Source organism: Chryseobacterium sp. 22458, from assembly GCF_052044975.1.
In the GTDB taxonomy this organism is placed as follows: Bacteria; Bacteroidota; Bacteroidia; order Flavobacteriales; family Weeksellaceae; genus Chryseobacterium.
The window spans coordinates 345704-369609 of record NZ_JBQEOA010000001.1 but is presented as its reverse complement, the minus strand read 5'-3'; the positions used below and the strand labels follow the sequence as shown (position 1 = coordinate 369609).

16 protein-coding genes are annotated in these 23906 nt (G+C 35.6%); 1 reads left to right on the top strand and 15 read right to left on the bottom strand.

Annotated features, from left to right (window positions below):
- Positions 1-441 precede the first annotated feature (441 nt).
- From ACTJJF_RS01555 to ACTJJF_RS01505, 11 genes are all read right to left on the bottom strand, one after another.
- On the bottom strand, positions 442-1305 hold the full coding sequence (locus ACTJJF_RS01555; protein ID WP_440698451.1) for a hypothetical protein: 864 nt from the start codon (positions 1303-1305) through the stop codon (positions 442-444).
- A gap of 219 nt (positions 1306-1524) precedes the next feature.
- Positions 1525-2379 carry a hypothetical protein gene (locus ACTJJF_RS01550; protein ID WP_312296743.1) on the bottom strand — a complete coding sequence of 285 codons (855 nt, stop codon included), beginning with the start codon at positions 2377-2379 and terminating at the stop codon, positions 1525-1527.
- Between the two features lie 481 nt (positions 2380-2860).
- On the bottom strand, positions 2861-3271 hold the full coding sequence (locus tag ACTJJF_RS01545) for a 5-fold beta-flower protein (RefSeq protein WP_440698450.1): 411 nt from the start codon (positions 3269-3271) through the stop codon (positions 2861-2863).
- A gap of 134 nt (positions 3272-3405) precedes the next feature.
- Positions 3406-4542: a hypothetical protein gene (locus tag ACTJJF_RS01540; RefSeq protein WP_440698449.1), complete on the bottom strand. Its 1137-nt coding sequence runs from the start codon at positions 4540-4542 to the stop codon at positions 3406-3408.
- A gap of 60 nt (positions 4543-4602) precedes the next feature.
- Complete coding sequence (locus ACTJJF_RS01535) at positions 4603-5238, bottom strand: hypothetical protein (RefSeq protein ID WP_440698448.1); 636 nt, start codon at positions 5236-5238, stop codon at positions 4603-4605.
- Between the two features lie 199 nt (positions 5239-5437).
- On the bottom strand, positions 5438-5707 hold the full coding sequence (locus ACTJJF_RS01530; RefSeq protein WP_413959544.1) for a hypothetical protein: 270 nt from the start codon (positions 5705-5707) through the stop codon (positions 5438-5440).
- Between the two features lie 454 nt (positions 5708-6161).
- A complete protein-coding gene (locus ACTJJF_RS01525) occupies positions 6162-6920 on the bottom strand; it encodes a hypothetical protein (RefSeq protein WP_440698447.1) in 759 nt (252 codons plus the stop codon).
- 5 nt (positions 6921-6925) lie between these two features.
- Positions 6926-10270 (bottom strand): DUF3990 domain-containing protein, encoded by a 3345-nt coding sequence (locus ACTJJF_RS01520; protein ID WP_440698446.1) that lies wholly within the window; start codon positions 10268-10270, stop codon positions 6926-6928.
- 377 nt (positions 10271-10647) lie between these two features.
- Positions 10648-11031 (bottom strand): hypothetical protein, encoded by a 384-nt coding sequence (locus ACTJJF_RS01515; protein WP_312296734.1) that lies wholly within the window; start codon positions 11029-11031, stop codon positions 10648-10650.
- 60 nt (positions 11032-11091) lie between these two features.
- Entirely contained in the window at positions 11092-11259 is a 168-nt protein-coding gene (locus ACTJJF_RS01510) for a hypothetical protein (RefSeq protein WP_165602509.1), read from the bottom strand.
- 376 nt (positions 11260-11635) lie between these two features.
- Complete coding sequence (locus ACTJJF_RS01505) at positions 11636-11794, bottom strand: hypothetical protein (protein WP_165602510.1); 159 nt, start codon at positions 11792-11794, stop codon at positions 11636-11638.
- Between the two features lie 883 nt (positions 11795-12677).
- Here ACTJJF_RS01505 and ACTJJF_RS01500 point away from each other — a divergent pair.
- Positions 12678-13343, top strand: a complete 666-nt coding sequence (locus ACTJJF_RS01500) for a S24 family peptidase (RefSeq protein ID WP_312296725.1) — start codon at positions 12678-12680, stop codon at positions 13341-13343.
- Between the two features lie 75 nt (positions 13344-13418).
- On the opposite strand, the gene ACTJJF_RS01495 is transcribed toward ACTJJF_RS01500, so the two are convergent.
- From ACTJJF_RS01495 to ACTJJF_RS01480, 4 genes are all read right to left on the bottom strand, one after another.
- The gene (locus tag ACTJJF_RS01495) at positions 13419-14324 is read right to left on the bottom strand and encodes a hypothetical protein (RefSeq protein ID WP_440698445.1); all 906 of its coding nucleotides are present in this window, start codon (positions 14322-14324) and stop codon (positions 13419-13421) included.
- Between the two features lie 85 nt (positions 14325-14409).
- Positions 14410-18081 carry a PKD domain-containing protein gene (locus ACTJJF_RS01490; protein WP_440698444.1) on the bottom strand — a complete coding sequence of 1224 codons (3672 nt, stop codon included), beginning with the start codon at positions 18079-18081 and terminating at the stop codon, positions 14410-14412.
- Positions 18082-18161: 80 nt separating this feature from the next.
- Positions 18162-21062, bottom strand: coding sequence for a PKD domain-containing protein (locus ACTJJF_RS01485; RefSeq protein ID WP_440698443.1), 2901 nt, complete (start codon positions 21060-21062; stop codon positions 18162-18164).
- A complete protein-coding gene (locus tag ACTJJF_RS01480) occupies positions 21062-23902 on the bottom strand; it encodes a hypothetical protein (RefSeq protein WP_440698442.1) in 2841 nt (946 codons plus the stop codon). The genes ACTJJF_RS01485 and ACTJJF_RS01480 overlap by 1 nt, the downstream gene beginning before the upstream one ends.
- Positions 23903-23906 lie beyond the last annotated feature (4 nt).

Below are 23906 nucleotides of genomic sequence, written 5' to 3'. Positions count from 1 at the left end.
ATAGTTTATACCGTATCTTAAAGACAGGTTTATTGTATTTTGTAATTTGTTTAAAGAAACCTCAGCCGGAAAGTGACTCACGTTTAGATTTGCCATAGCAATTGATTGAGGGAAAGTCATCCCTTCACAAGAGTCTTTGTTTTAAAGAATTGATCTAAGTTTGAAAAGAGAACAGCAGATCTGCGGGGCCTGCTATCCTATTCCTGGTATAGCTGATTTCCGGGCTCCAATCGGCTGATGGTTTAGAGTTCAAAATTGATATTTTTTCAGTTGATATGAAAGTTTTTCACCTTCCCTGTCCTGTAGTTGCAGCAGATCTTATTTTTGGTTTTCAATGATTATATTATGTTTTTAAAGTCCGAAACTCATTTTTTTATAAAGAGTTTCTGCTTTTCTATTCTGTAGCAGAGGTATTGGTACAAATTTTTAAGATTTCACCTTTTATTGTTCAGCGATATAGTAATCACATTCGATTCTGATATTACGGCATCTATCTGCATTACCTCCCGGAATATTCACATTTTTGAACCCTGGACTCAGCCAATTAGTCGCTAAAAGCTCTCCTGTATCATCATTATACAGCCTGCATTCAATACGTTTATCATATCCTGTAAGGTCAGCCTTAAAATTAAAGGTCAGGTAATCTCCTAAATTATAATGCTCAGTAACGATGTTTTGATCTGTATATTCGTGGGACCAATAGCCTGCATATATCATATACTCAACAGAGACTGACGTCTTATTAACCAACCTGATATTTGTATTAATAATTTCTGCTTTTTCTCTTACGCTAACTTTTTGTATTTCTATCGTAAGCCACTTCCTCTTAAGTGCTCCCATCTCAAAACCATCAGGAATTGTAGGGAGGTTATTTCCAAAAAGCCTTGACAGCATGTAGGTATAATCTCCATCTGTCTGGTAACGGAAATAATAGTATTCATTTTCGCCTAAGTTTTTCGCTGAAAATTCTTTTGTTGTAATGGTATAAGGTGGCTTACCATAAAAATATTGCCTTATGATGTCTGAATTATTTAATCCCACATCAATGATCTGATCTTCTTCATCCTGTGATCTCACAACGATTGGAAAATATTCTTCTGCAGGTATATAATTTATATAGGCAAGAAACCCGTTCCTTATGGTATTCAAAGTATTGGCAAGCGTTATTGTTTCCTTAGTGGTAAGGCCGTCCTGCTTATGTTTTAAAGAATCTATCAAATCCGAAAATTGATTCTGCGTCGGATATTTTCCGGTTTCAAAATAGGTTTTGAGCTGGTCTCTGGTAATTAGTTTATGTTCGTCCATAATGCTTTATTGATTATGCTTCTCGGCATAATTATTTTTGGTTTTCAATGGTTACTTATATGATATTTTTTAAGTTCAGCGCCATCTTTATCGGAAAAACTTTCTGTTCTTTCTATTGGGCTGGTGCAGTAATCTTTGTTTCTAAGAATTGGGGAATTTCAACAATTTTTTATTTCAGGAATTTTAAATCTTTTAAAGTAGTTGTCTTTCAGATACTTTTTAATGGATATAATCACATTCGATTCTTATATTTCTGATTCCTTTTATTTCATTCCCGCCAATCATCTCATAGTTTTGCCCCGCTTCCAAATTTACTGTCGTTAAGAGTCTGTTATGATCTGTATCATAGATATTGCATGCTACAGGCCGTTCTATTCCCCGAAGGTCAGCTTTGAAATAAAGATTTAAAGAATCCCATGCATCATAATGATCTGTAACAATGTCTTCCAAGGTAAAAGGATGTCCCCAGTAATTTGCCTGTACGCCGTATTGAACAGGTAACGGGGTTTTATTAAAAAACTTAATTGCTGTATTGACAATGTTCAGTTTTTGCCCCATATCTTGTCTGTATATTTGTAGCATCAGCCTTTTACCTTTCAGTATACCAAATACAAATCCCTCAGGAATCTTTGGCAGTGAATTCCCGATCAATCTGGCAACTGTAGAACTGTCTTCCAGACCGAACGATATATGATAGTATTCGGTTTCCCCCAAACCTTCTGCCGGGAGTTCTTTTGCTTTAATGAGGTAAGGTGCTTTCCCAAAGAAATATTGTTTTTTATCATTATAGGAGAAATCTTCTATGATGAGTTCCTGGTCTTCTTCATCCGCCGGGCTTATGGTGAACTGAAACCTTGCACCGTTAAGATTGGATGTGTGATAGGATACATAGGCGTTATTGATAAATACCCAGTTCAAACTATTGGCAATGATTACCGCATCTTTATTGGTAACGAGATCTTCTTTGAGTTTAAAGGAATCTATCAGATTAGAAAATTGGTTTTGTGTAGGGTGTTTTCCGGTTTCAAAATAGGTTTTCAGCTCTTCTCTTTTGTCTAATTTATTTTCTTCCATATTCTTTACGGTTTATTTTTTAATTTTTATTTTTTAGTTCAATGAAATGGATGTCTGTTTTAAAAATTGAAACTTATTTTTGTATTCCCGTGAACATTTTTTAATCTCCATCTGGCAGGTATAGTAACCTTTATTGGTTTAAACAGGATAATGTGATCCTTCAATTTCAATGTCAAAATTCATTCTTTTTTTGCTTCGGGGAAAGTTTTTGGACATCACGATTCTGTAGTTGCAGCAACGTTTTATTTCAGGAAATGAATGATGGGCTGTACAAATTTCAATGCCCAAAATTCATATTTTTTTTGTTTCTGTGAAAGTTTTTAGACTTCACTATTCTGTAGTTGCAGTGCTTCTATTTTCCGGAATAATCAGAACCATCACAGCTCGTCTGCCTGTTGGATAAAAAAAAGGCCCGGATTATACAATCCAAGCCTTTTACTATATGTTTTAACAGTTAGTTTCTTTTCCGTAAAGCAGATGATCAGTCCATTTTAAAGAAGAAATATACGACTGCTGCCCATTCTTTTTTCACATCCCTGGCATAGCCAATGGTGGAATGACTGCTGTTTTCTACCGTCCCGTCATCTTTGATGTAACCAATGGTGGAATGACTGCTGTTTTCTACCGTACCGTCATCTTTCACATACCCAACTGTAGAACGGCTTTTATCTTCGATTGTTCCGTCACTTTTGATATAACCAATAGTGCTGTGGCTTTTATTTTCGATAGTACCATCACTTTTAATATATCCCACTGTAGAATGGCTGCTGTTTTCTATGGTTCCGTCGCTTTTGATATATCCTTTGGTACTGTGACTTCCGGATTCTATAGTCTGTGCAGTTGCAAAAGAAATGCTGAAGAGAAGGGAGCTAAGGAATAGTATTTTTTTCATGTTTAAGATTTTAATGGGTTATTAATTTTAATTTATTTAAGATTCAAAAGTATTGATTATTCTTTTATATTATACAATTAAAATAAAAACTGTAATTTATATTTGTGGAAGTGTGAATTTTATTGAAGAAAAGTTTAAAATTTGTCTTTATACTGATTATAAAATTCTAATTGATCTATTAAAACCTCATTAATCTCTGTCCAGCTATGCTTCTCGGATAAATCAATAGCTGCTTTCCATGCATCCATATTGGGGCTCCCAAAATTTACTCCATTCCAATATCCTGCACTGACTAAAGCATCCCAAGCCATAACAGGATCGTTTAATTCTTCATCTATAGCTTTAGCAGCTTCTATATGAGCATCTCCATTATAAGACTTTGAGAATTTAGTTATTCTCTCTAATGGCAAAAATAATGGATGCTCTTGTATTTTTTCCGGAAATTGATAAATTCTATCAGAATTCGCAAAACCAATTGTAGTAGTAATTTGTGAATCACTATTAGCACTATATTCCGGTAGAATATCTAAGACATACCTCATTGCATCAAAACCATGTGCCTGAATAAAACTTTGCCAGTAAAAATTAGATTTTTTTTGTTCATTCAAGTCAAATAAAGAATCTGAATAAGCTCTTTGAGATAAAGCATTATAAGCTCTGGTGTTCCAGATGCCATAATCTTTTATTTCAAAATCTGGAAGGTAAGATTCTTCTTCCATCATCAATTGCATCAATGTAACGTATCCTCTCTGCTGTGGAGTATCATAATAATGATTCCAAAAATCTAAGTATATGTTAGGGTAAAATTCAGAAGGATTTTTTAGATATTTCAATTTATCCTCATTATGCAGATATTCTTTTAAGAACTTCAAAGAATCTAAACTATTGGTATATTCTCTAAACGGTAATGAAAGTTCCTCCAATAATTGCCAATCATCTAAAATGTATTGGACAAATTCAGAAGTATCCAACATTCTTAACTGTCCAAAAGATAAAAAATTAGCTAAGTTATTTGAAAACAAATAATGGTCCCAACGGTTTCTTAAATAAACAGGAGAATCTAGCAATTTTTTATTTGGTGTTAATTTAATAGCATAGCTATCATACCTTTCAAAAGAAAAAGGTGCTACATACCATTGTCCTATCTCTAAGATCTTGGTATAAATTTTAACTTCTTCCTGATGACTAAACTCAACGCCTAAAATTGTATCTAATCTTTCTTTACCCTCATACAATTCTTTTAAATCCTGGTGTATTTTGTTTAGTTTCATAAGTTAATTTTTTAACAATATTATTTTCCCTTATTTGTTTTGCAATTGATTCCAATTTATTTAAATGCTTTTTTCAGCTTCTTCTATATTATATACAATTCTACTATCTTCGTTTATTAAAGGACTAAAAATATCTTTGTACTTGTTAAAAGAATCTTTGTCATAATGAACAATAACCGGAAACAACTGACTTGCCTGATAGTATCTTTTATTTTCTAAGGCAGCCTGTATTGCCTGTTCTGTTTCTTTTAAAAGCGGTCTGCAATTCTTCTTTAAGAGAAAATCTTTCAGGTTGGATTCAAAAAATTTATCACCATATATATTCAAAAAGTGTTTAATATACGGATAAAGCTCCTGTTCGGTCTTTCCATTAAATGTAGCAATATATAAGGCATTTGTAATTACATCATATACATTATCTTCATTATGGAGTCTATGGGGCTCAAAATTTTCTTTTTCATCCCATTTTTCAGAAATGAACCGATCAAGTTGTTCAAATCCTTCCGGTATTGCCCACGCCAATAAAATAAGCATGACCTGATAAGCAATATATGGGTCGTCATTGTGAAGAAGCAATTTTAATTGTTCAACTCTGTCCGGATCAATATTTTCAAGGAGTTGTACTTCCTTTAAATCATATCCTTCGTTTCCTTCTTCGTTATAGTGATAAAGGAGTTCGTGTATTGGGTTATTCATTTTATTAATTTTTGTTACTTGTTTACTATACAAGAAATTCGACTTAATATTTTAGTATCATTTAACGTAAAATATTATTTGTAGTCCATTAATGCCAAATTATGATACTACTATAAAATATTTAGTGTGTAAATCACAATTGTTAATTAAAGTCATATCAAATAAAAAAATCATTTTAATTAAGTGAAAGTAATTTAAATTAAGATTTGAAATTTATGTAGAAAATACTATTGTCATTAAAAAAATTATCCAGCTCCTCAAAAGAACTAAAATTATGTACTTCATCTTTTGAATATGAAGATTCATCATATTGTAAGCCTTTGGGACATTCTTCCCAAGTTAAAATAATCTCATCATTATATAACCATATCTTTACTATGCCTGTATTTTCATTTCGTTCATTCTCATCGTAAATATAGTGGCATGTCTGGCCAGATTGAATTTTGGATATAAATTTTTCTTTATTCATTTTCTTTATTTTATGTTAAATAATCTTTTAGCCTTTTGATTAGGAATTTCTTACAGGCTGTTCATGCATTCTGTCAGGAACCGTCTGCTCTTCAAAAGGAAGTTGATTCATGTTGCGGCTTGGCGGCGTTGCAGTCTTTTTCCTGAAAGGGTTTTCTGCTGCCGCACGATTACATCGTGTGGTTTAATCTTTCCAATTTTCTAAAAATATCCAACCAACCTATCGACAGCAAACTTTATGAAATATAATTCTTCAGGATTGTGGAACTTGTAATTATATCTATCAATTATGTTTATAAAGATAAAAAACTTTTGAGAAGGAATTGAAGTAAAAGCCACACGATATAATCGTGCGGTAGCGAGGAGAAGCATCATTATTTTAAGATAAGAATATATTATAAAAAACCTCATTCTTATTACAAGATATGAGGTTCAAACTTTAGTTCAATATTCTTTTAACTTTCTGAAACAATAAAAGATTTTATATTATTGGTTTTAAAAAACTTATCAAGAAATACATTGTATTCTTCTAGCTTTTTATCATCCAAAACAGTTGTTATTTCTTTATTTTCTATGATAGACATTGCCCATTGATAGGCATTCTCCTCTAATGCATGTTCTATATTTATATTCTCAGCATCACTTATCTCCTCAATTACAGGAATATTAAGTCTACGGATAATATCTGTGTAAACGCCTGACGAAGGAAGAGCATTTAGACGGGTTATAAGAGAATATTCAGTATCATTAAATTTAATCTGTTGTTTAAAAAAATCTTTTACCAAAGCAGATATAAATTCATAATATTTCTTTCTTAAAAATAAACTTTTAACTTCTTCTTTATTAGTGAAAATATAGGTTTCTTCATTGATCCCATCAATTATTAAGGATACAATATCATTCTCTTTTTTATACTTTTTAACCCACTCCATGAGTTCTTCATCATTTTTTCCTTTTATTAGGGAATTAACTGTCCAATTATTTTCAATAATACAAATTGCCCAGTACCATGGATATTCTATTGTAAATTTGTAGACATCATGATAATCCTCAAGGTTATTTAGTGCATTCACAAAATTTTTATGAAACTCATTGTCCGGTAATGGCTCTTCAAAAAAAACTGTAATTAAATCGCACACGTATTTATAGAACTTTCCTCTAAGAAATGTACATTCATTATCAAATTCGTCTTTGTATATGTATATATCTTTCATTTTACTTATTTTATTATATATTTATTCAAAACATCTACTCCTTTCTGGCTGGTAAAAGCTATCTGAATTTCCATTGGCTTTTTTATATGTTCAGCATCTTGCCAATGAAATCCTTTTTCTTTAAGCTGTACAGGGTTTTTCAATTTTGGACCTACAACAATATCATAATCATGCTTTAAAGTTCCTTTTCTTGCTTCGGTTACAAATTTAGCCCATTCTTCATTAGCTTCCTTAAATATCTTAATATTTAATTTACCCAATTCCCCGTCTGGTATTTTAAAATGAGCTATATCTGTTAAAGCATCTTTAAATCTTTTATTATATTTTATTGTATCTTTTAAGCTTTCACTGGTATAGAAGGCTCCTGTACCTTCAGAATTGAAATCTAAATCAATCCTGCTTTTTGATAAATCAACACCTCCGTCTCTGATATTATCAATACTTTCTTTAACCCCTCCATGATAAAAGTCTTTAAATTCTTCATGATCAGCAGCTGGTAACTCCATTTTATCTTTAGTTGTTTCAACTTTAACATCATTATTTATTTTTCCATTACTTTCCTGTAAAGGCTGTTCATGCATTCTGTCAGGAACCGTCTGCTCTTCAAAAGGAAGTTGATTCATGTTGCGGCTTGGCGGCGTTGCAGTCTTTTTCCTGAAAGGTTCCACCACCCATTCCTGTGCTTTTTTATAAGCTGCCTGAAAACGTTGAGACGCTTTGATCCATGTCTCTTTTTTGAAAACAGATGTGATTCTTCTAGGGATAGAAACAATTTGTGCTTTTAAACCATTTCTTGCGGTAATGAACATTCGTTTACCAAAAGTTTTCGGATTTCTTTTTGCCAGACCTTTTATGGATGCTCCGCCTTTTTTAGAGGCTTTACCTCCTATCATTGCCAAAATAGCCATACCTGAATTAGCAATATCACTTTTTAATTCACCAGAATTTTTGAATAAAACGTCAGCCGTTTTTGCCGTATGTACATCATAAATATTTTTAATTCCGTTGAGTATATTCAATCCTAATGTGATGGCACCAATCCAGAATGTTATGGTTCCCATTGTTATGGTAGCTGCTCCCAGCCAGGCAGCTAATGGCGCCAGACCACCCAGAGTGAAAATTGATCCTACAGCGGCGGCTAGTGTTAAAACACCCAATATCCCTGTAATGACACCGGCTATGATAAGTACTTTATTGGCTATTCCGGCAGCTTTCTGCAGAATCATTCCTACCGGATCTTGCGAGAATCCTTTCCAGCTTGTCAAATCGTCCCAAATACCACTGATAGAGCCGGAAATAGCTTCATACCACGCTTTAGGGCTAAAGATGGATTCAATAAATTTCCCTACATCGGTCCAGCTGATGTTTGTAATATCATTCCAAATATCTGAAAACGCAATAGAAATAGACATCCACAATCTTTTTAGCCCTGTAATTCTGTTCAGATTTTTGGTCACCAAGTTTAATGGTTTTTGTAAAGCATCTTTACGCTTGTTGTTAAAGACCTCTATTTGAGAATTTCTGATACTTTCAACATTCTGACTGATCAAGCTTTGATGTTCTGATTGATCACTATCATAATTAGCATTTACTTCTTCAAATTTATCTCTTAATAAATTCCGTTGGCCTGGGCTTAATTGTCTTAGGAAAACTATTTGTTCATCTTCTGTTTTTAATTGGGTAAAGTCAACTAATAAACGCTCTGCCTCATTCAGTTCTTTAGGGGTTTGCTGAATTTTGTCTTTTTCTTTTTGTATTAAACTATTTCGCCCTTCAACAGTGGCCATATTGGCATAATAAGCATTTTGAGTTTTTATGATCTCATGCTCAATAACATACGAATCTAATAACAATGCATTGGCTTCCTGATTTAATTTCTTACTTTCCGATTCTGCCTGTTTTAGTCTTGGGGTAAGTTTTCCCAGCTCCTTTTTGGCTTCTATGTTCTTTTTAGTATCTGCCGCCAGTTTAGCTTTTGATTTTTGTACCGAGGCTCTGGAAGAGGTTATTTCGCTCTTTATTCTTGTATTTTTTCCTTTAGCCTGTTGGGCTTCCTGAGATAATTTCCGGGTTGTATTTCCTGCCTGAGATACTGCCTGGTTTATGGTACCGGCATTGGTATTTAATTCACTTAATTTTTTGGTAAGTTTTCCGGAATCAGCATTTTTGGGATCCTGGTGTTTTTGTGATCCACCCAGTAAACTTTTAGCTTCTTTATCTAAATCGCTTGCTTTGGTCTTATTTTTATCATATTCCTGCTGGTATATTCCTACCTCCTGTTCTACCTTTTGCTGTCTTTTTAATGAGGTATCCAACCCCTTTTCCAATTTATGGATCAGAGCTTCTTTACGATCTATACTATCTTCTGATTTCTGCAAATCATCATCTGACTTCTGAATTTCTCTTTCAACCTCTTTAATTTTATTTTTCAGTGTTTTAGCGGCTTCATTTTGAGATTTTACCTGGTTCCTGGCTTCTACTCCCTGATCCCTAAACTCCTGTGCAGCCGCAACAAGCCCCACTATATTGATGGTAGTTTGTGCATCCGGAGCTATTTCAGCCTGCTCGCTATCAACAGCCTTATCCATTCTTGGAGTAACAACAGATTGTATTTCATCCGGTATGGCAACTTTTGTTTCCTCTTCTCCTTTAGTTTTTGAATTTAATTTTTTGTTGACAGTTTTTTTGCCTTCTGCAGCCTTTTCTGAGCGGGGTTTTTCATTTTTATTTGCAACCTTTTTAGGGCTATTGCTATTAACTTCGGATGAGATGGGTTTAATTGGGGCAGTTTTAATCTCAACTGCTTTCTCTTTTGGCTTCTCCTCTATAACAGGTTTTGATGCTTCAGATTTGCTGTCAGTCTTTTGTAAGGTCTCTTTTTCTCTCTCCCTTGTTGTTTTTACAGGATCTTCCTGATTTTTTACTATTTGATGAGCAGCCGGTTTCTGAACTGTTTTGCTCTGATAAGTTCCGGATTTAAGATCATGGTAATCCCGTGCCTGATTGGGGCTTAGGGTCATCATATAGTTTTTTTCAATTTTTTTGGTATCCGGATGGTTGATATCTCCGGTTGCTGACAAACTCTCCTGAAGTTTGCCATACATGATTTCCGAGCCCTTCCCATGAATTGTTTGAGAGCTATGAGCAGAGGCCATGATATTATTAAGACCGATCCGGTTGCTTTCAGGGTTTGCTGATCCAGCCCTATCAGTCGAGTTCTCAGACTTTTTTGTCTGTACACTGATCTCTTCTACTCCAGGCAGAGAGGCAATCACCTGTTCTTTCGGCTTGGGCTTTTGGCCTGGGCTAAGGTGGGCTTTGCTGTTTTTGTCTACAGTTGCTGCTTTCATTAACTTAATTTTTTAATTTCACATTGTTTGGAAGGCATACAAAGCGCAACTGTATAGAGTGCGCTTTACATACCTGTTGGTCTGCAGAACAAGACCGTGAATAGTGGATTCTGAATTTGAGTAACCTAGAAGTGACGGCCAGCCTGTGATGAGAAACACGTAATGCCAGGTCACTTCTAGTTTTTGCTCACTTGTTTACTTCGTTTTCTGGTTTTTAACTTTTTTGAATGATGGATCGTATGCTGCACTGACTGAAGCATACGGATAAGTCAGCTCTATCCTCTAAATTCATTGATTAACTCCACATTTTCCTTAGCTATTTTCCTATTTTCAAAAAGGATTACAGCTATTGTTTTCATATCTTTTTAATTGCTTGGTTATTGGTTGATATCCTCTTTTTTTTCTTCTTCTTCTTCGGCAGGTAGTCTGCCTGAGCCGGTTCCATATCGGTTTTCTATTAAAAGGTTCACTGCTTTATCAATCCAGTTTGGCAGATTGTTAGTGATCATTTTCAGGAATTTATCATACCCGTACCCCAGTACAAAGAGTACTCCTGTTGAATACCATTTGTCATGCAGCTCGGCTCTGTTCATTAGATAACTCATTGTAAAACCTACGATGACTACAATTACCAATGTGATAAAGTGTTCCCAGGGTTGTTTTTTTTCTTTGTTTTGTATGGAGACCAGCACCCTTAACAATCCTCCTGAAAATGCTATTGCAGTTCCGATTAACAGGGCTTTTATACTATCCAGATTCATTCTTTGCTATATATTATTTATTAAAATTTTTGATTTTATTACAGTTTCTATGAAGTCTCATTATTCCTGATCCAGCATATACATTGCATCTAAAAACCTTTTGCTTTTCCGGATGTTTCCATTTTCATTCAGATAGGCCAGTTCTTCAATAAGATCATTGATATCTCTGCGGGGTTTTTGCAGTTTCTCTTTATCTTTTTTCTTTTTTTTCTTTTCTTTCTTTTTCATGGTTTCTAAAGTTTTTAATAGTCAGTTGTTTTTTAATTTTTTGAAATTGTTTTTCTCATCATTCAGGTTCAGGTCGTTTCTTTTTTTAAGATCGATCGGTCAATTCAAAGAACCGGAACTGAGAGCAAAAACGGTTTTCACTTGGTATGTTTAGCTATAAATTTACATTTGAGAAACAGGTAAGGACAGCCTTTTGATTCATCGGATTGATGGCGGTTATCGGTAGTACAATAACCTGGAATTCCTTTTCTATCTTTAGAAAAAATAATTTCAAATCTGATTCATCTGTGCCTTCAGCTCTAAACGGCTGTATTGATAAGGTTCGGCGTATTATTATTTTACAGGTAAGACTGAACTTTGTATAAGTTTTCGCAAACTAGCTCTGAAGAAGAATGTTATAGATTGTTCTTTCGGACAAAAACAACATTTCTGTCAGCTCAGTTACAATGACTTTCATCTGTTTATCCTGATTACGTTTTACGTATTCAATGACAAAATCTTTTCTTTTTTCTACTAATTCTTTACTACGTTTCATTTTGGTTAAAAGTTTTTATGGTTTAAAAGTTTTTTTTCTTCATCAGACAGGTGTTTATATTTCCTATTTGTCCCATTTCATTGGGGCCCGTAAGAAACCTTGAAGACTTTTTGAAGCCTTTGAACAGATGCCTGGTCACATTATTTAATTTTTGATTTCCGGAAAACTGATATCCGGTATGCTCTCATGAAATCATCCTTCAGCTTTTTTTCTAAATTTTCTTTTCTGCAAACAACTCTATTATGCTTATAAGGTTTTACATTTTATAAACAGTTACATAGCAGTCTTTACTTTTCGTAATTATTTGTACAAGAACACAACATTCTATTTTGGTCTCATATTGCTTTTAACAATGGTTTGCTCCAAAATTTTGTTTGTCCTACAGGAGGTGTTAATACTGATAACTATAATTAACCGGTATTTTATATGCTAACAGTAGTTTTTATTTCAAGAAAACAAAGAGCTAAACGGCTGCTCCATTTTACATCAATCAAAAATAAACGCATTTTTATCATTAATCAGACGATACAAAAACGCACATATATCATTATTAAAAAACATAAAAAGCGCATTTTTTACATATATATAAATTATGAAAGATCTTTCTGTTCTCATTAGCTTCGGATAAAACAAAAAACAAAAATTCAGCATTTAAATACTATAAGCACAAAACAACAGCTTTTAACTTTTTTAATTACAGCTTATTATAAAAAAAATTATCTTTTTTAAACAATAATTAAATAGTAAACTATCAATATAATTTTGTACATTTGTACCGTTCTGTCTTAATGACGAAACAAATATACGAACATTGTTCGTTTTTCAAAACAAAAAGCGAACAATTTGTTTATTTTTTTTCATAAACAACTATAAACCTATCAAAATGAACTATTTAGAATTCAAAGAAATCAGGAAGAAACTCAACATGAAGCAGGCTGATATCGCAAAATCTATAGGAGTAGGAACAAGAGCCGTACAATATTGGGAAAAAGGCGAACGAAAAATACCGGAAACAACGGCTTACTTTGTAACCAATTTGCTGCAGGAGCAACAAAAAAAGCTCAATGATGACAGCGCATCCCCTGTTGTTTTTTCTGATCTGAAGATCATGAATGTACCGCTTGCGAATCAATATGCCCAAGCCGGCTATCTGAGCAGGTTTGCAGATGAAGAATACATCGAAAGCCTACCCACCATTCCTTTTACCGACGATGTAGAGCACCGTGGTGAATATATGTGTTTTGAAGTGAAAGGAGACAGTATGGACAACGGATCCTACGAAAGCTATCTGGAAGGCGATATTATCTTATGCCGGAACATCAGACAGGATTACTGGATGAGTAAACTGCATTATGACAAATGGGATTTCGTTATCGTTCACAAAGAAAAGGGAATTCTAGTAAAACGGATCATCAATCATGATGTGGAGAACGGTATCATCACCCTTCATTCTCTCAACGAATATTATGAGGATATGGAAATCCACCTGAAAGATGTTGCCAAACTGTTCAATATTATCAGTACCAGACGTAAAAACAACAGAAGATAACTGCCTGAGTGAATAAAATCCTCAATTTCTTGAGGATTTTATTGGGGCAATTTATGTGATCATAGTTAAGGTATTCTAATAATAACACTTCTCCTCTTCAACACCCCCTATTTCAGCAATTTCTGGCTGTACACGATAAATAAAACTTGGATTAAACTCAGAATCAGACCTTAGGAATGTAATCCATCTGATTCCACTCTTTTTCAAATCTTCCGGAGCATTTTGCTCCAATTCTCTTATATTTTCCGGTATTGCAGGCTTACCATTAGTCAGATAAATTGTGCCACCCACACCTGGTGGAGAGGGCTTCACAACCACTTTCAACAGCCAGGCAGGGAAAATCCCATGACAAAGAGAATTTATATCCCGCACAGAATTGGCAGACAAGCAGTAAGCTTCTACACCCCATACTCCTGAGTCAAATCGAATAAAATTCGACCAACCCGAAATTCCATCTGACAGACAATATTTTCTTATTCTTATGTATAAAGTAGTTTTATCAGGAATATTTCCATTTCTCATGTCAATATTTTCAAATTGGGTATAATCTTTATCACTAAAGCCCACCTTTGAATAAATAATATATTGCTCTTCAAAGCTTGGATCTGTTGCTATCTGATATTCCAATGTCGCAAGATTACCAGTATTAATAACCTCGTAATTCATTACAATCTGACCGTTTTCCTCCACTTTTACGTCATAGACCTTCGGAGTTTCACAAGAGCTGCATCTCCCAACGATCAAAGTAGCATTTTCTGTATCAGCAACACCGTTCACCTTTAATCCAACCTCTAAATTATAAGTACCTGAAGTCTGAATATTAGGCAGTTTTATTGAATCAGGATTCTGAAGTAAAGCATTCGTTATATCAAAGATATCTTCATTTAAGGAGTCTGGCGGATATTTATATTTCACATAAGCATCTGTTATTGTCCCGGAAGATCGATATCCTATTTTAAATGAAACATCACATTTTTCCATTATAGTATGTTTTATTGTTATTGTTTATTTTTTTAGTACTAAGGGATGTTATAATTATTTTAAAAATAAAAAACACCCCTTTACATTATGGTTGCACTATTACTTCTACTGTAGCAATTGCAAAGGCATCACTTTCAGCATCCTTGACCAAAAGCTGGAATATATATTTTCCTTCACTTATGTCTTTGATGGTGAGAGAATTTGTGTTAACATTCTCAAGTATTACATCCGGACCGAATATTTTACTCCAGAAATACAGAAGATGATCTGCTCCACGGCCCCATCCTTTTATTCCTAATTCTCTGGTACGTAAGTCACCATTAGATAGAACATAGTTTTGATTCCTGCCTGCATCAGCCTCGATAGTGCGCAGCTCAACATTACAGCAGTTTTTATTAGGGAAGCTAATACTTTCTATCACAACATACGTAGGTTTGTACCACTCACTTATCGGTATTTTTTGAGTACATCCGTCTAGCTTCACTTCTATTCCTATCACCGGAATGTTCTTTGGATCCAGATTAGAGTAATTGTAACTGATCTTACCATCTGTAAGAGGCATGACAGTATACTGTCCAGTACCCAGGAAATCCCAGCCGTAAGTATATTCAGTAAAGTATGGCCCCGAAACTTCAATGGTTACAGTTGCATCTGTTGAACCGTTACCTGAATAATCAACAGTATAATTGACATTGACTGTAGGTGGTGGAAGAACCTTAATACTGCAATTAGTTTGTTTATTGTTTACTGTAAAAGTAATGTTTTGACCATATAAATTTGAGCCCACTGCACCAGGATTAAAGGAATAAACGCCGTTACTGGATAGAGTAACACTAGACTCAGCACCAGCCTGAGCTTTTACCACTCCAGTTGAAGGGAATACATTAAAATCTATAGAACCGGCTCTAGAGCAAATAACCTTACTTGGCAAACTTAATGAAACCGGAACGTCATACCAACTCCTAATTAATATCTCTTGCTTACATACACCACCGCTCACTCTCACTCCTATCACAGGGATATTGTTTAGATTCAGATTGGTGTAATTGTGACTGATCTTACCATTTACAAGAGGCTTGGCAGTATATTGTCCAGTACCCTGGAAATCCCATTCGTAAAGATAATGCTCATAGTAATCTCCGGACATATCAATGTTTATTGTTGCATCCGTTGAACCGTTAGCTGGATAATCAACAGTATAGTTAACACTAACTTTAGGTGGCGGAACCACTTTAATACGACAATTAGTCGGTTGTCCGTCTACCTTAAATGTAATGTATTGACCAAACAAATTAGGGTTTACTCCATTTGGATTGAAATAAAAAGTACCGTTGCTGGAGATTATAACCTGATCATGATTATCAATAATATTGGCACCAACATAAGCTACTATAGGGCCGCCGGCAGGAATTACTTCAGTAAAACGTATAGCATCGTCCCCGAAACAAATAATATCTGTTGGCAAACTTAATCGAGCCGGAACTTTGTACCAATCTCTTATAATAATATCCTGAGTACATCCGTTACCACTCACATTCACTTTTATTACCGGAATATTTTTCGGATTAAGATCGTATAACGTATAGCTCACCTTTCCATCTGTACCCGGGTTTAGAGTAATCAAACCTCCATCATCCCAGAAGTCCCATTGGTAAATATAGTCTGTAAAACTTGTTCCGGAAATTTTAAAGTTTACGGTTGTTGCATTTGAACCATCGCTTGGATAATCAACTGAAACAACATCTATTGTAACATCCGGCTGTACAACCACCTTGACACTGCAGCTGGTTGGTTTTCCGTTTACAGTAAAGGAAATTTCCTGACCTATCAAAGATGGGCTTATCACCTCCGGATTAAAGAAGTATTGTCCATTGATTAATTCCACTCCTCCATTTAAATGATCAGCAACGCTAGCTTTTACCACGCCGCTCACAGGAAGTACAGTAAAAGGTACCGCCCCTGCTTTAGAACAAATAACATTACTTGGTAAGCTTAATTTAACTTCAGTTTTTGGAGTACAACAGATGTATGGAAGCGAAAAATCTGCGATAACTTTTGGATTTCTGATAGAATCATAAACTATTAAAAAAGATCCTCCTTTTTCAACTCCATGTCTGTGCTCTAATCCCGGATGTTTATCTACATAATCATTGAAATAAGCTATTGAAAGATCTTTATTGCCTACGAGTTCCTCTAATGACAGTGCCACAATATCAAACCCAAGTTGTTCCTTATCTCTGATTTGCTTTATCTGTTCAAAAGCCTTTTGGAAATCCATGCCCTGATGGCCTTCTATATTGTAAAAAGAACTTTTATCTATCCTAAAATCTACAGGCCCCTGTACACCGGATTCCGGATGCAAGAACGCCAGTTCATATCTTATATTGTCTCCAATTGACCTGTTACTTGTCTTATCAAAATTCCAGGATTTTAAAAATCCTTCTGTAACTTCATAGTAAAAAGGAATCGCTTTATTACCCAGGGGATTTAGTTTTTGCGATGAAGTAATTTTAATCGGTTTTTTATTCTCCGAATATTTAAAATTCAATGCCTGCTGATTAAAACGGCTGACTAATTCTTTGAGCTTTTGTGTTGTTTTTTCATCATCTAAAACAGGCGAATTATAAAACTGATGCCTTGTGGAATCCAATTGAGTATCCGATATTAATTTTCCAAGCATGATATGTTTAGGAAAAGAAGCAAAATCCGGAAAATTTCTGGTAAAAGCTTTGGGAAGTAGTTTTATAATTTCAGAATAAGTATCCATCAGATCTTTTGATACATCATACGCATACTGAAACCCGGCATCCAGAGCAAGACATTTTTCTACCTTCTCTTTGAATATCTGATAAGGATAAATAATTGGAAATCCCATGATCTGAGAAATTGTCTGGATTTTTTCAAAAACAACCTGGCCAAAACCATATTTCGTTAAAGCTTCAGAATACAGTTTTTTCAGATCGGCAGTTGTATACCGGGTTTCAACACCGCTTTCTGAAATAAGCCTGCTCAGAATAACCCTTTGTGGTTCAACAGGACCCAATATACCATCTGAGAACAGAGGATGCGGCTGAATACGGTCTTTTCTGCTTCGTATGGCTGCACCGGTTATAGGGTCAATGACCAGACGTTCATCTCCAAGGATATGAATGATTCCCTGGGCTGTAGTTACTAATACTTTAAGGTTTCTGATCTGCAGTACTCCATGATTATCACAGTCAACACCTCTACAAGGTTTAACATCTTTTTCATAATCTTCCAGATAGAGTAACAGATATTTGTCATTTAAATTTGAAAGATTGGCAATGGGCTGAAAATCAGACGGTGCTTCCTGAGCTGTTGCCAGTTCCCAAAGCTCAATTTGTTGGTCCCCTTCATAAAATGACGGGTATCTTATTTTGAAATTATCATATGCTTTAAAGTGGGTAAAGCTTTTGTATTCAAGATCTACAGTTTTTAAATCACTCACGTACAGATCTTCACTCACCTTATTGGTTTTATTCAAGGTTAGTAAATCCCCGTCGGTTGTAAGTGCTGCACCCTGAGAAAGGTCTATGCTGCTGAGCAGTCTGTTTTTGTAAATAAGTTTCGGTTTGAGACCGCAGACAATACCTACTCCCTGCAGCAGTACTCTGGACAAACGGTCCTGATCTTCAAAAAAGTTCAGGAATTCATTGAACTGATCCGGATCTTCTATGTACTGTCCTTTGCTGAATTTGCGGTATTGGATTGATATATTACTTAATTTATTATTCATTATTATTAATTTTTTAATGATGTATTAAGGTTTTTTCATAATCTTCTCAGGCAGATGGCCTGCCCGAGAAGTTACTTATGCTAATTATTATTACGAGGGCAAATACCTGAAACCCTCCATGCTGTACCATTCAGAGGAGCATAAACCGTAACTTTAGCAAATCTTGGAGTAGGAGTATTTTTATTGAAAGTTAACTGACCCGATCCATTCGATGGATTAGCAGTATGGATATCTGACGGGCTAACGCCTGCATTTATTAAAGATCCATTAAAGCTGCTTGATCCCACAAAGCCACTATCCCATTTCTGACCATTCCATTCAATGACAAATCTGTCCGGAACACTGATTGCATCATAATTAATACCTGCAATACCTGTATCTGTTCCAAAATCGATATTATACTCATAAGCTCCGGAATTTCCATTGTAATTAAAATTATCACTACAAGGCACAAGCTGTAAACCACTTAATTCAACATTCAAAGGAACCTGTGTACTACAGCCTGTATTTTCAGCAATAACATTAAGGGTTGCATGATATGTGGTATTTTCATTTGGTGTTATTGAGAACAGGTGTGCAACCATTCCATTGGCATCAGGAACCGCATTACTTGTATGACCATCACCAAAATTCCATTGGTAAGCAGTGATCTGGCCAGATCCTGTATTTGTTACTCTAAAATTAACAACAGCCTGATTATTAGCATAATCATAAATAGGGCTATCCATAGTTAAAGTAATGCTTGGCTGAGGATGTACAACCATTTGCACTTCTACAGGATCACCATTAACGGTAAAGGTAATGGTCTGTCCGAAATAAGAAGTATTAACTAAACCAGGATCAAAGAAGTTTTGACCTCCCGACTGTGTAACGGCAGGTATTGGAGTTCCATTTACAAATGCTTTTACTTCACCGTTCAGCGGAACAATTGTCATAGGAATCGGAGCATCTTTCTGACATAGTTTGTTCTTAGGTAATGAAAGGAATACAGGATCCTTTTTAGAACAGCACAGGTAAGGCAACGAGAAATCTGCCAGCACCTTGGTTTTTGCTTCCGATTCGTAAATCATAGCAAAGGTTCCGCCCGGTTCTACCCCAGATACGTGTTCCAATCCGGATTTACGCTCCAGGAATTCACTTAAAAGTTCACTTATAACATCATCTTTTTTAGGATCCTGTTTTACTACGGTAACTCCTTCAGATGATCCTTCTTTTGCAAATTCAGCCTGGTTCAGCAATCTTAATTGCTCATCCAGTTTAGAGATGTTCAGCAGCGTATTCTGTGAATTAGCTGTACGGTTGCTTACATCACTGGAAATAGATATCAATTGTTTTCTTAGCTCATCTATGGATACTGTTTTTTCTCTTACCGGCGGTTCGCCACCAGGTTTTTCACCTTTATTCAGAACCAATGCAATGACATCAAATGCCAATCCGTACTGTGTTTTGAGATCGTTGATATTTTGTAAGGCTGTTTTATAAGGCATTCCCAGATGGCCCTCAATTCTATAGAAATCATTGTTGTCAATATTATAATTCAATGGATTCTGAATAAAATCCTCTCCTGCCAGATTGGCTGTATGATAACTTAAATTGTAAGCCTGCCTGTCGGTTTTTGACTTTTCAAAGTTCCATTGAGCCAGTAAAGGTCTGTCTACATTATAGTAATAAGGTATTGCTTTATTCCCCAATCTTACATTCAGATTGGAAGGCGTAATTTTAATACGTCCGATATACGACTGGAATCCGTTGATTTTCTGCACAAAACGATTGGCAAGCATTACAACTCTTTCATAATTCTCATCATCATTGGTTGTCACCGGTGAATTATAAAAACCATGACGTAAAGGAGTGTATTGTCCTAATTCCAACTGTGCTCCTACCGGTCCCAACATGAGGTGTTTAGGGAATGAAGTTATATCCGGACAGCATTCTGCATTCAGATGCAGGATCAGTCCTTTTATTTCGTTGTAGGTATCAATCAAATCTTTTAGCAGATCATACCTGTATTGATAGTCTTCTAAGACTGGAGAGGTATTGGACAATAAAAAGTTCAATTTATCGAACAGGGTCTGCCCTCCCAGATTGACACTTACGTTAAAAGTATCCGCAATGGAGCTGAAACCCTGGCTTAATTCTGCAACAGCAGTAATTGCTTCCTTAAATTTTGTTTTTAACTGATCTGCTGTTTTAACTTCCGTATCCAGGATAACTCTTCTGGTCTCCAGGTTAGGCAGGCTGTCAAAGAGCTTCTCATAGGTGTCATGAAGTTTAAAAATCGTGTCTTTAGCATCACCTCTTGTGATAAGATCGGAAACAGATGCTGAATCTGCCAAAAGAACCTTAAGATTAGATACCTGTTCTGCTCCGTTATTATCACAATCAGCATCCTGGCAAGGGTTCTCATCATTGGAGTAGCTTTCCAGGTAGAGGATGACTATTTTGTTATTTAAAGTGGTACTGATATCACTTACCAGTTTAAAGCTGCCCGCATCAATACCTGCAGCTATTGCTTCATTATACTCCTGTGTCGTATATAATTCCAGAAGAGGTATTTGCTGCCCTCCGATACGAAAATGCTCATATCTTACTTCATCAATATAATCTCTGTAATATCTGTAATTTTTAGATGCGAAATCTATAGTAGCTTCTGCTGGTGAACTTCCTTTCTGACGCAGTGTTATCAGGTCTCCATCTGTAGTTACTCCGGCTCCCTGTGTAATTCTGATCGTATCAAAGGGAAGCTCAAGATCCACTCCTCCGGGTCTGGAAATTTTTTCTGCGGAAGTGGGTGCTACTTCAAGTTCTATATATTTTGCCTGAAAACCGCATACTATTCCCACGCCACTCAGCCTGGTTCTTGATAGTCTGTCCTGATCTTCGAAATAGTCAATAAATTCGTTTAATTGCCCTTCTGTTAACGCCTGATTGTCGTTGAACTTCCTATATTGGGTTGTTACATGGTCTAATTTAGTATTCATTATTTTTTGATTTTTGATAAGTTTGATTGTCCTAAAATGATTTTTCCGTCCAGAATGTCATTATCAGCTGCATCGCAGTCCAGAAGTCTTCCCGGTCGATAAATATTATTTAAATGGGCAAGAGCAGCCAATAAATCTGTAATGCTGTTTCCCAGATTGGCAATATTGTTTCTTGATTTATCTGAAAGGTACTTTTTAAAGGCTACTTCAAATTCTGACAAGTCATTTTGAGCGGTTTGCTGCTCACTCAAACGATCTCCTACCCAGCAGATTTTTGCTAAAACATGCGCAGGAATTTCCTGTCTGATCACTGTTTCGGCATAGCGTCTGAAATCAGGATCCTGGAAACGGTAGGCAAACCCGGGAAGAACAACGCTTACTCTGTAGGAATAAGGGTCAAAAACTTCTGTTTCACAACCTTCACAAGAATCCATAAAAGCTTCCGAATATTGAATCGGGCCTGTTGGAGACTCTTTTTCTTCAAGGTCATACATGATTCTGAAAGAACCTTCTATAGACATACATCCAATGCCGCCCATCAGTTTATAGTCTTTAACCGTTGGCTTCAGTAATAAATGCTCAACAAGGAAAATACCTTCTTCCGTAAATTCATATTTGAAATAATTCACTGTTTTTTCAATTCCTTCCTTCAGATCTTTCAGCGTTGAATAAGGATTGGTTTTTTTGTGAACGGCAATGACATTTTGCTGAGCGGTATCATCTATAATTTCAAAATAATAGTTCCCTCCCTGTGAAACCCGGATTTTTATATTTCCAATTAAACAGAAATCATTTTCACAATTTTTTAATTTCTCCAATATCATTTCAGGCTTTTCCTCATCTAGTTTGCCTAAGGCATTTTCAAGGTCTTCTTGATCGATCTGAATGGTCTGATAAATTGCTTCATTCAGATTTTTGGTAGCAATATGTTCAGTGGTATAGGTATTTACAGATGACAGGACAATATTGCTATCTTTGTCTTTGATCTTCCAGGTAAAACTTTTTTTACCATTGTCTACTGTTTCAATGATAGATACGGGTGATTGGGATAAGTTTCTCTGGGTATAATTTTTAATTCCCAGCAGGCGGGCAATTCTTTTCTGCACCCCTGAAATATTGCCGGTATTCCAGATATCCGATTCTCTAATCAGGGTATAATTGTACCCCAGGCCTCTGTCTTTACTTAGCGAGGTATATTCTTTCAGGAAATTTTCTTTATTGCTTAATACAATTTCATCGCTGGATTTTCCATACAATGATTTCATCAGGAAAGTATAATCACTGAATGTTTCTGCAAAACGGGAAATCAAGTGATCTAAAACTTCATTTCTACGTTCCACACTGTTATCCAATTCTTTATATAATGAATCTGTAAGCAGATCATCATCGTCTGTAGCATACCTGGAAACCAACTGGTCAAAGCCTTTGATATTTTTAAGGGCCTGTGTAAAGAAGGTTCTTTTCAGGCCACCGTTGATGCTCAATACTTCTTTTACTTTTTCAAGATGTTTGAAGTAGCCTGCAAGGATCTGATCAAAAAACAGCAAATATCCCTGTAATTGTTTTGCCAGCGCTTCTCTCTCGGGAGTCTGATTTCCTATGATGCCTGATACTCCTACTCCGTAGGTATCCGGAAATTCATTTAGAATCGTAGCATAGTTTCCGATATCGTATGAAGTTCCCTGTGGTAAAGGCAGTTCTTTATTCTGCCTTGCATCATCTCTAAGCAGCTCTTCTTCTTTTTTAAGTGTTTCCAGGTATTCCTGAACCTTTTTATCATTGATATTGAGAGGAAGGGAACCTTTGCTGTAGCTGAATGAACTTAGCTCACAGAGTTCCGGCTTTCTGCCTTTCTCAATGCATAGCAGCCAATCATTGGTTTGCTTAACCACATTATCACAGCCTGCAATAGAAATTTCATGAATTTCTTTCACACCGTCAATTTTCATGATCTCACTGATGATATCGGAAAGACGCACTTCTCTTCTTAACTGACTGGCTTTAAGCTCTTCAGTATCGATAAAACCGTTGTTCAGAAGTGGCCCGTCAAAGATCTGATCTGTACTCAGCCCTTTATCAAGCATCTGTTCCAGCGAATAAAAATGAACCTCCGGAGACAGGTAATTATTGACTGTTTTTAATACTTTGGCGTGTACGAGTTCTTCATCAGCTTTGTTTACAAGACCGATACGGGCACATACAGCCACTTTCTGGGTTTCTACCTGTTTGATTTCTGCCAGATCTTCACAAAGGCTTCTATTGGCATGGTAGCGGTCCAGGATTTGAATATTGACATTAGATTTGTCGCAGCCGCTTCCTTCAGCATCAATATCTTCGGCATAATCTACATACAGATCATAGAGTCCTTTTACATTAAAGCTTTCTGTTTTGTCACCAATAGGTTTAAAGTCTAATTTTCCGGTTTTACAGTCAACATATAATTTTTCGGTTTTAGGTATCAGCCAACAGTTACGGATGGGTCTTGTATGACTTCCTGCCATACTGATATCTATAAACAATTTTCTATAGTCCAGTTCGTTTAAGGGCCTTGAAGGTAAAATCTCTGTAGCCTTCAGAAACTGTGTATGAATATCTTTTTTCGCATCTTTGGATGCTAAGATATCTTCCATATTCAGGTTCATTCTCATCCCAAGATCTGTGATCGCATAGCTTAAGACTTCCAGGGTGGTGATACCAGGGTCATGAGAGTTGTAATCGGTCCAGAGTTTTCCTCCTAACTTTTCGATGTATTCAATACCTGTTCTGCGTAGAAAATGAAAATCTGTCTGATCCCCAGTTTCTATATTTTTTGATATACTAATATGTTTATTTTCTGACATGATT